Source organism: Pelagibius sp. CAU 1746 (assembly GCF_039839785.1).
GTDB lineage: Bacteria > Pseudomonadota > Alphaproteobacteria > Kiloniellales > Kiloniellaceae > Pelagibius.
This window is the reverse complement of record NZ_JBDOQT010000002.1, coordinates 740,887-753,618: the sequence shown is the minus strand read 5'-3', so window position 1 is coordinate 753,618 and position 12,732 is coordinate 740,887. Positions and strand designations below refer to the sequence as shown.

The 12,732-nt window shown below is 69.2% G+C and carries 12 protein-coding genes; 10 read left to right on the top strand and 2 right to left on the bottom strand.

Annotation, left to right across the window (positions count from 1 at the left end):
* Positions 1-13 precede the first annotated feature (13 nt).
* Both AAFN88_RS20325 and panC read right to left on the bottom strand, forming a co-directional pair.
* Entirely contained in the window at positions 14-1,693 is a 1,680-nt protein-coding gene (locus AAFN88_RS20325; RefSeq protein ID WP_347522516.1) for a Na/Pi symporter, read from the bottom strand.
* 58 nt (positions 1,694-1,751) lie between these two features.
* Positions 1,752-2,636 (bottom strand): pantoate--beta-alanine ligase, encoded by an 885-nt coding sequence (panC, locus tag AAFN88_RS20320; RefSeq protein WP_347522515.1) that lies wholly within the window; start codon positions 2,634-2,636, stop codon positions 1,752-1,754.
* A 200-nt stretch (positions 2,637-2,836) separates the two neighbouring features.
* On the opposite strand from panC, the gene AAFN88_RS20315 reads away from it, so the two are divergent.
* The 10 genes from AAFN88_RS20315 (at position 2,837) to AAFN88_RS20270 (ending at position 12,693) form a co-directional block, all read left to right on the top strand.
* Positions 2,837-3,235: a hypothetical protein gene (locus AAFN88_RS20315; RefSeq protein ID WP_347522514.1), complete on the top strand. Its 399-nt coding sequence runs from the start codon at positions 2,837-2,839 to the stop codon at positions 3,233-3,235.
* Positions 3,236-3,390: 155 nt separating this feature from the next.
* Positions 3,391-4,497, top strand: a complete 1,107-nt coding sequence (locus AAFN88_RS20310; protein WP_347522513.1) for an ABC transporter substrate-binding protein — start codon at positions 3,391-3,393, stop codon at positions 4,495-4,497.
* Entirely contained in the window at positions 4,494-5,570 is a 1,077-nt protein-coding gene (locus AAFN88_RS20305) for an iron ABC transporter permease (protein WP_347522511.1), read from the top strand. The genes AAFN88_RS20310 and AAFN88_RS20305 overlap by 4 nt, the downstream gene beginning before the upstream one ends.
* Complete coding sequence (locus tag AAFN88_RS20300; RefSeq protein WP_347522510.1) at positions 5,570-6,328, top strand: ABC transporter ATP-binding protein; 759 nt, start codon at positions 5,570-5,572, stop codon at positions 6,326-6,328. Before AAFN88_RS20305 ends, AAFN88_RS20300 begins: the two co-directional genes overlap by 1 nt.
* A gap of 119 nt (positions 6,329-6,447) precedes the next feature.
* Entirely contained in the window at positions 6,448-6,816 is a 369-nt protein-coding gene (locus tag AAFN88_RS20295) for an MmcQ/YjbR family DNA-binding protein (protein ID WP_347522509.1), read from the top strand.
* Between the two features lie 39 nt (positions 6,817-6,855).
* A complete protein-coding gene (gene dusA, locus AAFN88_RS20290) occupies positions 6,856-7,851 on the top strand; it encodes a tRNA dihydrouridine(20/20a) synthase DusA (RefSeq protein ID WP_347522508.1) in 996 nt (331 codons plus the stop codon).
* Between the two features lie 35 nt (positions 7,852-7,886).
* The gene (locus tag AAFN88_RS20285; protein WP_347522507.1) at positions 7,887-9,602 is read left to right on the top strand and encodes a dihydroxy-acid dehydratase; all 1,716 of its coding nucleotides are present in this window, start codon (positions 7,887-7,889) and stop codon (positions 9,600-9,602) included.
* Between the two features lie 86 nt (positions 9,603-9,688).
* Entirely contained in the window at positions 9,689-10,120 is a 432-nt protein-coding gene (locus tag AAFN88_RS20280; protein WP_347522506.1) for a carboxymuconolactone decarboxylase family protein, read from the top strand.
* Between the two features lie 15 nt (positions 10,121-10,135).
* Entirely contained in the window at positions 10,136-11,020 is an 885-nt protein-coding gene (sigJ, locus tag AAFN88_RS20275) for an RNA polymerase sigma factor SigJ (RefSeq protein ID WP_347522505.1), read from the top strand.
* 248 nt (positions 11,021-11,268) lie between these two features.
* Positions 11,269-12,693: an FAD-binding oxidoreductase gene (locus tag AAFN88_RS20270; RefSeq protein ID WP_347522504.1), complete on the top strand. Its 1,425-nt coding sequence runs from the start codon at positions 11,269-11,271 to the stop codon at positions 12,691-12,693.
* The last annotated feature ends 39 nt before the right edge of the window (positions 12,694-12,732 follow it).

The window sequence follows — 12,732 nt, the reverse complement described above, 5'->3', positions numbered from 1 at the left end:
CCTGGCGGCCGCGTCAGCCGACGCCTTGCCCCGGGTCGTCCTGGGGGGTCGCCTCCTCAGGCACGCCGTCCTCCCGCGCTCGGGACTCGATCTCTTCCAGCAGCATCAACGCGGCTTTGATCAACTGTTCGACCATGCGGCGCGTCGAACTCATGGCGTCCAGCAGGCGGTCGGCGCCTTCGATGGAGAGGCGGTGGACGGCGGCGGCGCGCAGCACCCGCGCCTTGGCTTCCTGGTAGTGCGCTTCGAAGATCAGCGACCCGTCCTTCAGGCGATCGCGCCAGTCGTTCCCGTAGCTGTCCTCGGCGCAGACCTTGAGGCAGCCCTGAGCCGAGGCCAGCAGGGTCAGGACCGCGGCCTTGGTGGCTTCATCGGCAATCCGGTGGCTCTGGACGCTCAGGCTGTGGGTCTGCGACAGCAGCGTGGCGGCTTCGTCCTGATAGCGGGCGATGCGCAGCAGGCGCGCCAGATGTTCGGCCAGCGCGCGCGACATGCCCTCCATGCGCACCTCCACGGCGAAGGCCGAGACGGCTTGGCCGAGTTGGGCGATGGCTTCGGCCCGGTGCTCGATGACGCGGGTGCGGTCCTTCTGGCCGGCGATGGCCGCCAGCCCGGTGCCGCTGACCAGATCCAGCATGCGCCGAAGCTCCTGCTCCAGCGCCGGCACGGCGAAGGCGGGGGTCGAGGCGACCATGCGGTCCAGGTGCCGCGGCCGGCTGATGTCTTCCTCGGCGGTGGTGAAATGGCGCGAGAGGAAGCGGCTCAAGGGGGCCAGGAGCGGCAGCATCAGGGCCACGCCGAGGACGTTGAAGACGGTGTGGAAGAGAGCCAGGACGATGCCCGGCTGGCGGGCGAGGCCCAGCAGATCGCCGAGCGCCTCGACGCTCCACAGCAGCACCGGCAGGATGATCAGCGCGATGACGCCCGTGCCGACGTTGAAGAGGATGTGGCCGGCGACGACGCGCTTGGCGTTGGGGGTGGCGCCGATTACCGCGAAGGCGGCGGTCGAGGTCGAGCCGACGTTGGCCCCGATGATCGCGGCCGCGGCGGCGCCAATGCCGATGACCGACTGGCTGGCGGCGGTGATGATTAAGGCGATGGCCGCGCTGGACGACTGGGTCAGCACCGTGGCGACAAATCCGATGGCCGCGAAGAGCGCGACACCGCCGACGCCGGTGCCGGCTCCGGCCAGGCTCGCGCCGCCGAAAGTCACGGCGACTTCGGAGAAGGCGTCCTTGAGAATCGAGAGCCCGAGAAAGAACAGGCCGAACCCGGTCAGGGCCTCGCCCAGGCCGCGCCGGCGCTTGTCCTGCAGCCCCACGCGCAGGCCGACGCCCAGGGCGATGATCGGCAGGGCGAAGGATTCGATGTTGAAGTCGAAGCCGGCCAGGCTGACCAGCCAGGCGGTCATGGTGGTGCCGACGTTGGCCCCGAAGACGAGGCCCAGGGAATGCTGCAGGGTCAGCACTCCGGCGTTGACGAAGCCGATGGTGGCGACGGTGACGGCGCCGGAGGACTGCACCAGCGCGGTCACCAGCGCGCCCGCCGCGATGCCGCGCAGCGGCGACGAGGTCCAGCGCTCCAGCGAGCGTTTCAGGCGCTCGCCGCCCGAGACCTTCAGACCTTCGGTCATCATCGCCATGGCCAGCAGGAAGATGCCGAGGCCGCCGGCGGCGTTCAGGGCCAGGCCCATGTATCTCTATCCGCAAACTGACTGACGCCCCATGGTCGCGCAGCGGGCCGTGGGCCGTCTAGGCTTTTGCCGCCACTGCGACGTTGTCGATCAGGCGCACCGCGCCCATCCAGCCGGCGACGAAGAGGCGGGCAGGGCGGTCGAGGTCCGCCAGTTCCTCCAAGCTGTCTTCGGCGCGCAGGTCCAGGTAGTCGAACTTTTCGACGCCGCCTGCGTTCAACTCGCCGCGGCCCCAGGCCAGGATTTCGGCGACCGCCGCGCCGTCCGCCAGCTTGCCGGCCATGGCCGTGAGGGTGCGGTGGATGACCGGCGCGCGGGCGCGCTGTCCGGCGCTCAGCAGGGCGTTGCGCGAGGACAGTGCGAGGCCGTCGGCGTCGCGCACCGTGGGCACCGGCACCACCTCCACCGGGATGTCCAGGTCGCGCGCCATGCGGCGCACGACGAGAAGCTGCTGGAAATCCTTCTCTCCGAAATAGGCCCGCTCGGCGGCGGTCATGAGGAACAGCTTTGCGACCACCGTGGCCACGCCGTCCATGTGGCCGGGACGGGTCAGGCCGCAGAGGCAATCGGAGAGGAGGGGAACGGAAACTTTCGTTTGGAAGCCTTCCGGATAGACCTCCTCCACCGGCGGCGCGAAGAGCAGATCGACGCCGGCCTCGACCAGCCGGGCCGCGTCGGTCGCCTCGTCGCGCGGATAGCTGTCGAGGTCGTCGGGGCGGTTGAACTGCTTGGGATTGACGAAGATCGTGGTGACGACCCTGTCGCAGTCGCGCCGCGCCGCCTCGACCAGGGCCATGTGCCCGGCGTGCAGCGCGCCCATGGTGGGCACCACGCCGACCCGCTCCCCGGCCCGCTTCCAGGCGGCGACGGCCTCGCGCAGCGCCGCGATCCGGCGGACGACGGCCATTGCTCCGTAGGTTTCGCTCTGCTCCGAGTCCGTCACTTGCCGTCTCCCTCCCGGCCCAATCCGGGGCGATAAGAAGCACCTTGCGGGCGGGCCTGCAAGCCGCGCCGCCGCAGTGGCGGAAAACCGGGCTTGTCCGGCGGTCCGTTTTCGAGACCGCCGGACCGCTGCTGCTTGCGCGGCGCGCCGAGGCGGGATATTGGTGCATGAGGCCAAAGAGACGGAGATCTCGTACGGTGATGAAAATCGGCACATGGCAGTTGGCTCTGCGCATCGTCTGCGCAGTGGCCTTGCTGTCTGTCGGTTTCGCCCACAAGACGGTCAATCTGGAGGCGGCCGCAGCGGCCGACCTGCCGTTCGGCCTCGCCGCCTACAGCCTGCCCGACGGTTCCCAGGCCCCGCTCTGTCAGCCCGGCACGGGCGAGGGCGAAGAGGGTGGGGCTTCCGCCGCGTCCGGCTGCGAGGCTTGCCGCATCTCCGCGTCGATCCTCCTGCCGGGGCGCAGCGACGGCCTTGTCGAGGCGATCTCCTACAGGGGTCCGGCCTGCCGGCCGCCGTCGGCCGGGCCGGTCAAGCGCCAGGCCTTTCCCCCCAATGCCGCGCCGCGGGCGCCGCCGGGCCTTCCGTCCATCGCTTGAACCGGTCCTGCGGCTGAGCCGCAACCGCCTTTCCGCAGACTCTTCCCGGTAACGCAAGAGGCGCGGCCTCGCGCCGTGCCCGCCGGGATCACGTTCAAGCGTCGACCCTTCTTCCTGCTTACGAAGCGACAACCGCTGAACGAGGATATGGACGGATGAGAAAGCTCATCACGCTGGCGCTGGCCATTCTGGCGCTTACATCGACAGCCCCGGCCTTCGCCGGCATCACCGTGACCGACCTGAAAGGGCGCGAGGTCACTTTGGAAAAGCCCGCCGAGCGCGTGCTGCTCGGCTTCTACTACGAGGATTTCCTGGCCGTCGCCGGTCCTGGCGCCATGGGCAAGGTGGCCGCCCTCTCCACCGGCCCCTGGCGCGACTGGCGGCCCAAGCAGTATGAGGCCTATGTCGCCGCCATCCCGTCGATCGCCGAACTGCCCGACGTCGGCGAGACCAGCGGCGGCACCTTTTCGGTAGAGGCGGCCATCGCCGCCAAGCCGGACCTGGCGATCCTGGCCGCCTGGCAATTCGATGCGCTGGGCGATCAGGTCGCCGTGCTGGAGCGGGCCGGCATCCCCGTCGTGGTCGTCGACTACAACGCGCAGACCCTGGAAAAGCATTTGCAGTCGACCCGGGTGCTGGGTGCCGTCATGGGCGCCGGGCAGCGTGCCGAGCGGCTGGCTGCGGCCTACGAGGCGGCGATCGCCGACACGCTTGCCCGCGTCGCCGAAGCCGGAGTTTCCGGCAGGAAGGTCTATGTCGAGCTGGCCAAGAACGGTCCTTCCGAAGTCGGAAACAGCTACGGCAACGGCATGTGGGGCGGCGTCATCGACATGGTCGGCGGTACGAACATCGCCAAGGGCCAGATCGAGAACTGGGGGCCGCTCAGCCCCGAGTACGTGCTGGCCCAGCGGCCCGACGTGATTCTGCTGGCCGGATCCGAGTGGGTGTCGTCGCCGCAGGCGGTCCTGGTCGGCTTCGGCGCCGACGAGGCGCTGGCCAACGAGCGCGCCGGCGCCTATCTCGGCCGGGCCGGTTGGGCGGACCTGCCCGCCGCGCAGATGGGCGAGGTTCACGCCCTCTACCACGGCGGCACGCGCACGATGTCGGACTACGTCTATGTCCAGTACCTTGCGAAGATCCTCTATCCGGAGGCTTTCGGGGACATCGATCCGGCCGCCGAGCTGGCCGCTTACTACGAGGCCTGGCTGCCGGTCGCGGCCGAGGGCGTCTTCATGCTGCGTTACCAGCCCGTGACGCAATGAGCGCCCAGGCGATCGCCACGGCAGGGCTCCGCGACGGCTACCGCCGCGGGGCCCTGCGCCGGACGGCGGCGCTGGCCGCGGCGCTGGCGGGGCTCGCCCTGCTGCTGCTGCTCGACCTCGCGACAGGGCCCTCCGGCATGACGCTGGCGGAGACCTGGTCGGCCCTGCGCCAGGGTCCCTCCGGAGAGGACCGCATGGCGGCAACCATCCTCTGGCACCTGCGGATGCCGCAGAGCCTTATGGGACTCCTGGTCGGCGCCGCCCTCGGCCTCGCCGGCTTGCAGATGCAGACCATCCTGGACAACCCCCTGGCCAGCCCCTTCACCCTCGGGTTCTCCGCTTCGGCCGGCTTCGGCGCCGCGCTGGCGATCATGTTCGGGGCAGCGCTGCCCTTGGCGCGGTTCGTGCCTGAGTTCGTGATCGTGCCGGCGGCGGCTTTCGCCATGACCCTGCTGGCCACCGCCATCGTTTACGGCGTCGCCCGGCTGCGCGGCGCGACGCCCGAGATACTGGTGCTTTCCGGGATCGCCGTCCTGTTCTTCTTTCAGTCGCTGCAGTCGCTGCTGCAGTTCCTGGCCTCTCCGGAGGTGTTGCAGCAGATCGTATTCTGGCTGTTCGGCAGTCTGCTGAAAGCGACCTGGACCTCCATTGCCGTGGTCGGCGTGATCCTCGCCGCTTGCCTGCCGTTCCTGGTCCGCGACGTCTGGAAGCTGACGGCCCTGAGGCTGGGCGAAGGCAATGCGGCGAGCCTGGGGCTGGCCGTCGACTCGCTGCGCCGCCGCAGCTTTCTCATCGTCGCCTTGCTGACGGCGGGCGCGGTCTCCTTTGTCGGCACCATCGGCTTCATCGGCCTCGTCGCCCCGCATGTCGCGCGCGCGGCGGTGGGCGAGGATCATCGCTTCGCCTTGCCGCTGTCCGCCTGCGCGGGAGCGGTAATCCTGATCGGCGCATCGGTCTTCGGGAAGCTCATTTCGCCGGGCGCGGTGATCCCCGTCGGCATCATCACCGCCGTGGCCGGCATCCCCATGCTGTTTGCCGTCATCGCCCGGCGGGGCGGCGGGAGGCGGCGGTGATGCCCGGTCCGCTGCACATCCAGGGGCTTGCGGTGCGGCGCGGCGCCGCGCGCATCCTGCAGGATCTTTCGGTCAGCCTCGAAGCCGGGCAGATCGTCGGCGTGATCGGCCCCAACGGCGCCGGCAAGTCGACCCTGCTGGCCGCCGTAGCGGGCCTGCTGCCCCACGGAGGTTCGGCGCGCTGGGCCGGGAAGCCCCTGTCCGCCGCCATGCTGAGCTACATGCCGCAGTCGACCCGGACCCAGAGCGATCTTACGGCGCTGGAAAGCGTATTGCTGGGGCGGCACGAACGGCTCGGCTGGCGCGTCGGGGACGCGGATCTGGCGGCGGCCGCCGCGGCCTTGGCCTCGCTGGACCTCGAACATCTCGCGGAACGGCAGCTCGCCACGCTCTCCGGCGGCCAGCAGCAACTGGTCATGCTGGCCCAGCGCCTGGTGCGCCGTCCCGAACTGCTGATCCTCGACGAGGCGACCAGCGCCTTGGACCTGCGTCACCAGCTGGCGGTGCTGGAACATCTGCGCGCCTATGTCCGGCAGACCGGGGCACTGGTGCTGGTCGCCATTCACGACTTGAACCTGGCCGCGCGCCACAGCGACAACCTGCTGCTGCTGAGGCAGGGGTGCCTGGTCGCCGAGGGACCGCGGGATGTCGTTCTCGCCGCGCCGCAGCTTCGCCGGGCTTACGGCATCGAGGTGGAAATCCTGCGTTCCGCCGACGGCCACCCGATCATCGTGCCGCTGTCCGCGACGGCGGCCTAGCGCGCCTTGCGGCGGCTGGCGCGGCGGTGCGGGCGAAAAGGCCTTGGAGGTTCCGGGTGCGTCCGCGGCCGCCTTTTCCAAGGTCGACAGCGGGCGGTCCCGGTGGCTATCCTCGCGGCATGACCTATGAGGAATTCAACGCCTTCTGCGCCGCCCTGCCGGCCGCCACCCATGTGGTGCAGTGGGGCGGCTCCGACGTCTGGAAAGTGGGCGGCAAGGTCTTCGCCATCGGCGGCTGGGACGGCGAGGACGGCCAGCCGCGCTATACCTTCAAGACCTCGCCGCTGTCCTACGACATCCTGAAGGAGCAGCCGGGCCTGCGCCCCGCGCCCTATCTCGCCTCGCGCGGCATGAAGTGGATCCAGCACTACGACGAACCGGGCCTGGATGACGCTGCCCTGCGCGACTATCTCAAGGAATCCCACCGTCTCGTCTCCCTGGGTCTGACCAAGAAGCTGCAGAAGGAACTCGGCCTTAACCAAGGCTGAGGGTGGCCCCAGGCGGCCCGGCAGTGTAGATAAAGGGCCATGACCGGCCTTTCCCGCAAGCTCTCCGTCGCGCCGATGATGGACTGGACCGACCGCCACGAGCGGGCCTTCCTGCGCGCCATCTCGAAGCGCACGCTGCTCTATACGGAGATGGTGACGACGGGCGCCATCCTGCACGGCGACCGCGACCGCTTCCTCGCCTTCGAGGAGGCCGAGCATCCGGTCGCCCTACAGCTCGGCGGCTCGGAGCCGGCGGACTTGGCGGCCTCGGCACGTGAAGGCGCGGCGCGCGGCTACGACGAGATCAACCTGAACCTCGGCTGCCCCAGCGACCGGGTGCAGCGCGGCCGCTTCGGCGCCTGCCTGATGACCGAACCCGAATTGGTGGCCGACTGTGTCGCCGCCATGATCGACGCGGTCGACATCCCCGTCACGGTGAAGACGCGCATCGGCGTCGACGACCGGGACTCTTACCAGGACCTGACGGCCTTCGTGGCGAAGATCGCGGCCACCGGCTGCAGCTCCTTCACCATCCACGCCCGCAAGGCCTGGCTGAGCGGCCTCTCGCCCAAGGAGAACCGCGAGGTGCCGCCGCTGCGCTACGACGTGGTCTACGACCTGAAGCGCGACTTCCCCGATCTGGAGATCGTCCTCAACGGCGGCGTGCAGAGCCTGGACGAGGCCGAGGCGCACCTGGAGAAGGTCGACGGCGTGATGATCGGCCGCGCCGCCTACCAGTCGCCCTACACCCTGGCGCAGGCGGACAGCCGCTTCTTCGCAGAGGACTCGCCCCCGCGCAGCCGCGAGGAGATCGTCACCGACTTCCTGCCTTACGTGGAGCGCCAGCTTGTCAAAGGCGTGCCCCTGAAGTCGATCACCCGTCACATGCTGGGTCTCTTCAACGGCCTGCCCGGCGCGCGCGCTTGGCGGCGCTGCCTGGCCGAGCAGGCGCACAGGCCGGGCGCGGGCCCGGAGGTCATCGAGGAAGCCCTGGCGCGCTGGCGCGCGACGCAGGCGCGGCAGCGGGCGGCCTGACGTCCGGTAAAGAAAGACACAGCGGAAGAGGGACCATGGCCGGGGACAAGAAGAAGCGCGGGCTGCTGAACGGCCTGACCCACTACGGCGACCCCGGCTTCGCGGCCTACCTCAGACGGTCCTTCGCGCGCTCCATGGGCTATTCCGAGGAGATGCTGAACCGGCCCATCGTCGGCATCACCTGGACCGCCAGCGGCTTCAACAACTGCCACCGCGGCGTGCCGCAGCTGGTCGAGGCGGCCAAGCGCGGCGTGCTGGCGGCCGGGGCCCTGCCGCTGGAGTTCCCCGTCACCTCCCTGGGCGAGGTTTTCCTCAATCCCACCAGCCTGCTGTACCGCAACCTCATGGCCATGGACGTGGAGGAGATGGTCCGCGCCCAGCCGATGGATTCCGTGCTGCTGGTCGGCGGTTGCGACAAGACCCTGCCGGCCCTGGTGATGGGCGGGATCTCCGCCGGCAAGCCGGCCGTGGTGCTGGCGACGGGCCCCATGTCGACCGGGCGCTATCACGGCGAACGCCTGGGCGCCTGCACCGACTGCCGGCGCTTCTGGGCGCAGTACCGCGCCGGCGGGCTGGACGACCAGCAGATCGGCGAAATCGAGGGCAACCTCGCCACCACGCAGGGCACCTGCGCGGTCATGGGCACGGCCAGCACCATGGCCATCCTCTGCGAGGCCCTGGGCCTCATGCTGCCCGGCGGCGCCGCGGTGCCCGCCGTCCACGCCGACCGCCTGCGCCAGGCCGAGGCCAGCGGCCTGCGCGCCGCGCAGCTCGCCATGGAGGGCAGGGGCGGCGATCTCGCCTTCGACAGGATCATCGACGCGAAGGCCGCCGAGAACGCTCTGCGCGTGCTGCTGGCGATCAGCGGCTCGACCAACGCCGTGGTGCATCTGGCCGCCATCTTCGGGCGGCTCGGCCTGGCGCTGGACATGGACCTCTTGAACCGCCTCAGCGACGAGACGCCGGTGCTGGTCGACCTCAAACCCACCGGCGCCCATTACATGGAAGACCTGCACGCCGCCGGCGGCGTGCCGGCGGTGCTGCGTGCGCTCAGACCGCAACTGCACCTGGACGTGATGACGGTGACGGGCAAGACCCTGGGCGAAGTGCTGGACGAGAGCGATCCCTGGGTCGACACTGCAGTGGTGCGAACCCCCGACAACCCCATCTCGCCCCAGGGCGGGTTGGTGGCCCTCAGCGGCAGCCTCGCCCCCAAGGGCGCGATCCTGAAGCGGGCCGCGGCGACGCCGGAGCTCTTCGAGCGCGAGGGCCGCGCCGTGGTCTTCACCTCCCTGGAGGATCTCTCCGCGCGCATCGACGACCCGGACCTGGACGTCACCGCCGACGACTTCCTGGTGCTGCAGAACGCCGGGCCGCTGGCCAGTGGCATGCCGGAGGCCGGCTACCTGCCGATCCCGGCTAAGCTCGCGCGCGCCGGCGTGAAGGACATGGTGCGCATCTCCGACGCCCGCATGAGCGGCACCGCCTTCGGCACCATCGTCCTGCACGTCTCGCCGGAGGCGGCGCTGGGCAGCCCCCTGGGCTTGGTCAGGAACGGCGACCGCATCCGCCTTTCGGTGAAGGAGCGGCGCCTCGACCTGCTGGTGGACGAAGCCGAACTGGCCGCACGCCGCGCCGCCTTCGCCCCGCCCCCCGGGGTCGGCGCCGAGCGCGGCTGGCGCCGCCTGTGGCGCGACCACGTCCTACAGGCCGAAGACGGCGTCGATCTGGATCTGCTGCGCGGCGCCTGAAAAAAACTTTTCGGAGCTGTCACAATCCGACCCGCCCTCTCGTCATTCCCGTAACAGCGCGTTGCCGCAAGGAGAAGGAGACACTCATGTTGCAGACCAAGGCTTTCGACTTCCACCAGCAGATCCCCGCGGTCTATCAGGCCATGGGCGGTCTCGAGCAAGTCATCGCCGACCAGGGGATCGATCCTGTGCTGCGCCATCTGGTGAAGCTGCGCGCCTCGCAGATCAACGGCTGCGCCTACTGCGTGAAGATGCACAGCCAAGAGGCGCGCAAGGACGGCGAAACCAACGAACGGCTCGACCGGCTGGTCGTCTGGGACCTGGTCGACGACTTTACCGAGCGGGAGAAGGCGGCCCTGGCCTGGACCGAGGCACTGACCGTTCTGGACCGCGGCGCCGACCTGAGCGCCGTCAAGGCGCGCCTGCTGGAGCATTTCTCCGACCCGGAGGTCTCCACCCTGACGGCGCTCATCGCCATGATCAATCTGTGGAACCGCATGGGGATTGCGGCGCATTAGGCACGCGGGCAGGGAATGATCGACGCCGGAGACCTCGCCGCTTTCGAAGAGGCCCGGCCCGCGCTGCGCGGGCTGGCCTACCGCATCCTCGGTACCCTGGCCGAGGCCGAAGACGCGGTGCAGGATACCTTCCTGAAATGGCAGGCCGCCAAGCAGGCCGAGATCGAGAATCCCAGGGCCTGGTTGACCACGGTCTGTACGCGCCGCTGCCTCGATATGCTGAAGGCCGCGGACCGCGCCCGCGTCGACTACGTGGGGACCTGGCTGCCGGAGCCGGTGCAGACGGCCAGCACGGAAAGCCCGGCCGAGCTGGCGGCCTCGGTCACCACCGCCTTTCTGTTGCTGCTCGATCGCCTGACGCCCAAGGAGCGCGCCGCATACCTGCTGCGCGAGATATTTGACCGCGACTACGCCGAGGTGGCCGCTGCCTTGGGCCTTCAGGAAGCCGCCTGCCGCAAGCTGGTGTCGCGGGCTCAGGCGGCCCTGGGCCGGGCGGAGACGCGCCGGGTCGCGCCGCCGGCACGCCAGGCGGAACTGCTCGACGCCTTCCAACTGGCCGTCAACAGCGGCGCGACGGAACGGCTCAGTGCTCTGTTGGCCGACGACATCGCCCTCACGGCCGACGGCGGCGGCAAGGCCACGGCGGCCAGCCGGGTGCTGCGCGGCCGCAGAGAGGTGCTGGGCTTCGTCACCAAGATTCTGGGACGCTCTTGGCCGCAGTGGCGGCAGGTTCGGATGGAGATCAACGGTATCCTGGGACTGGTCCTGATGGAAGGCGGCGCCGTTCAAGCCTCCATCACCTTCGCCTTTGATGCCGACGACGCGCTCGCTGACATTTATATCATGCGCAACCCGGAGAAATTCGCCGGCTTGAGCGTGGACCCAGGCGGCCTGCACTGACGTTGCGGCCGCGCCGCCGTGCCCCGCGCAGGGCCACCCTTCGATGATATCGGTTCGCGGCGGTCCGGACATGGCCCCGCTTGGCATTTCGACGGCCCGTTGAGAGAAACGCCCGGCGCGTCACAACTCTAGGCCCGTTGCCGCAGTTCAGCGTTGATGCACTAATTGACCGCTTCCTTTGCAGGAAGCGGCGCGAGTTCTCCGCGGGGTCTCAAGAACGAATCAACGAGAACAGGGGAGAGACAGGAATGCCAGATGCATCCGTTTTGACGCAGAGCGGGAAAGCCCATCAAGTCACCGAAGAAGCGCTGGAGGAGTTGCGCGGGGCGCTGCGGGGCGCCGTTCTCCTGAAACAGGAAGCCGGTTACGACGACGCCCGTTCGATCTGGAACGCGATGGTCGACAAGCATCCCGCGCTCATCGTGCGCTGCGCCGGTGCCGCCGACGTGCGGCGTGCGGTGAAGCTCGCGCGCGACCACGACCTGGTCGTCGCGGTGCGCGGCGGCGGCCATAACATCGCCGGCAACGCCGTTTGCGAGGGCGGCTTGATGATCGATCTGTCGATGATGACCTCGGTGCGCGTCGATCCGGCGGCCAAGACCGCCTGGGTCGAGCCGGGCGCGACGCTGGGCGATCTGGACAAGGAAGCGCAGGCCTTCGGTCTGGCGCTTCCGGTCGGCATCAACTCCACCACCGGCGTCGCCGGTCTCACCCTCGGTGGCGGCTTCGGTTGGATCACCCGCAAGTTCGGCATGACCATAGATAATCTGGTTTCGGTCGACGTGGTCCTCGCCAGCGGCGACATGGTGCGCGCCAGCGAGACGGAAAATCCGGATCTCTTCTGGGCCCTGCGCGGCGGCGGCGGGAATTTCGGTATCGTGACCGCCTTCGAATTCCGCCTGCACCAAGTCGGCCCGGAAGTGCTCTCCGGCTTGGTGGTGCATCCGCTGGAGGACGCGGTGGAACTGTTGCAGGCCTACCGCGGCATCGCGGCCGCGGCGCCGGACGAACTGACCGCCTGGGTGGTGCTGCGCAAGGCCCCGCCGCTGCCCTTCCTGCCGGAGGAATGGCACGGGCGCGAGGTCATGGTCTTCGCCGTCTGCTACTGCGGCGACATGGCCGAGGGCGAGAAGGCGCTGGCCGATCTGCGCGCGCTCGGCAAGCCCATCGCCGACGTAGTGGCCCCGCACCCCTTCACCGCTTGGCAGTCGGCTTTCGATCCCCTGCTGCAGCCGGGGGCGCGGAACTATTGGAAGAGTCACGATTTTACCGAACTTTCCGATGCCGCCATCGACGACCTGCTGGCGGCGATCAAGACCCTGCCGACGGAGGAGTGCGAGGTCTTCATCGCCCATGTCGGCGGCGCCATGAGCCGCGTGGCGGAGGACGCGACCGCCTATCCGCAGCGCAAGTCGCACTTCATCATGAACGTGCATACGCGCTGGCGCGAAGCGGGGCAGGACGCGGTCTGCGTCGGCTGGGCGCGCAGCCTCTTCGATACCATGGCGCGTTATGCGACCGGCAGTGTCTACGTCAACTTCATGCCGGAGGACGAGGCCGACCGTGTCGAGGCGGCCTATGGCTCGAACTACAAGCGCCTGACGGAGGTCAAGGCGAAGTACGACCCCTCCAACCTGTTCCGCATGAACCAGAACATTCGGCCGAAGGGCTAGATAGGGCAGGGTGGCCCCGGAACCCTGATGCGGTTCCGG

Bases quoted from the DNA above. Each gene is read 5' to 3' on its own strand.
- AAFN88_RS20285 (WP_347522507.1), top strand. From the start codon at position 7,887: ATGGCCGGGGACAAGAAGAAGCGCGGGCTGCTGAACGGCCTGACCCAC.
- AAFN88_RS20315 (WP_347522514.1), top strand. From the start codon at position 2,837: ATGAAAATCGGCACATGGCAGTTGGCTCTGCGCATCGTCTGCGCAGTG.
- AAFN88_RS20295 (WP_347522509.1), top strand. From the start codon at position 6,448: ATGACCTATGAGGAATTCAACGCCTTCTGCGCCGCCCTGCCGGCCGCC.
- AAFN88_RS20325 (WP_347522516.1), bottom strand. From the start codon at position 1,693: ATGGGCCTGGCCCTGAACGCCGCCGGCGGCCTCGGCATCTTCCTGCTG.
- AAFN88_RS20270 (WP_347522504.1), top strand. From the start codon at position 11,269: ATGCCAGATGCATCCGTTTTGACGCAGAGCGGGAAAGCCCATCAAGTC.
- AAFN88_RS20310 (WP_347522513.1), top strand. From the start codon at position 3,391: ATGAGAAAGCTCATCACGCTGGCGCTGGCCATTCTGGCGCTTACATCG.
- AAFN88_RS20305 (WP_347522511.1), top strand. From the start codon at position 4,494: ATGAGCGCCCAGGCGATCGCCACGGCAGGGCTCCGCGACGGCTACCGC.
- AAFN88_RS20300 (WP_347522510.1), top strand. From the start codon at position 5,570: ATGCCCGGTCCGCTGCACATCCAGGGGCTTGCGGTGCGGCGCGGCGCC.
- sigJ (WP_347522505.1), top strand. From the start codon at position 10,136: ATGATCGACGCCGGAGACCTCGCCGCTTTCGAAGAGGCCCGGCCCGCG.
- AAFN88_RS20280 (WP_347522506.1), top strand. From the start codon at position 9,689: ATGTTGCAGACCAAGGCTTTCGACTTCCACCAGCAGATCCCCGCGGTC.
- dusA (WP_347522508.1), top strand. From the start codon at position 6,856: ATGACCGGCCTTTCCCGCAAGCTCTCCGTCGCGCCGATGATGGACTGG.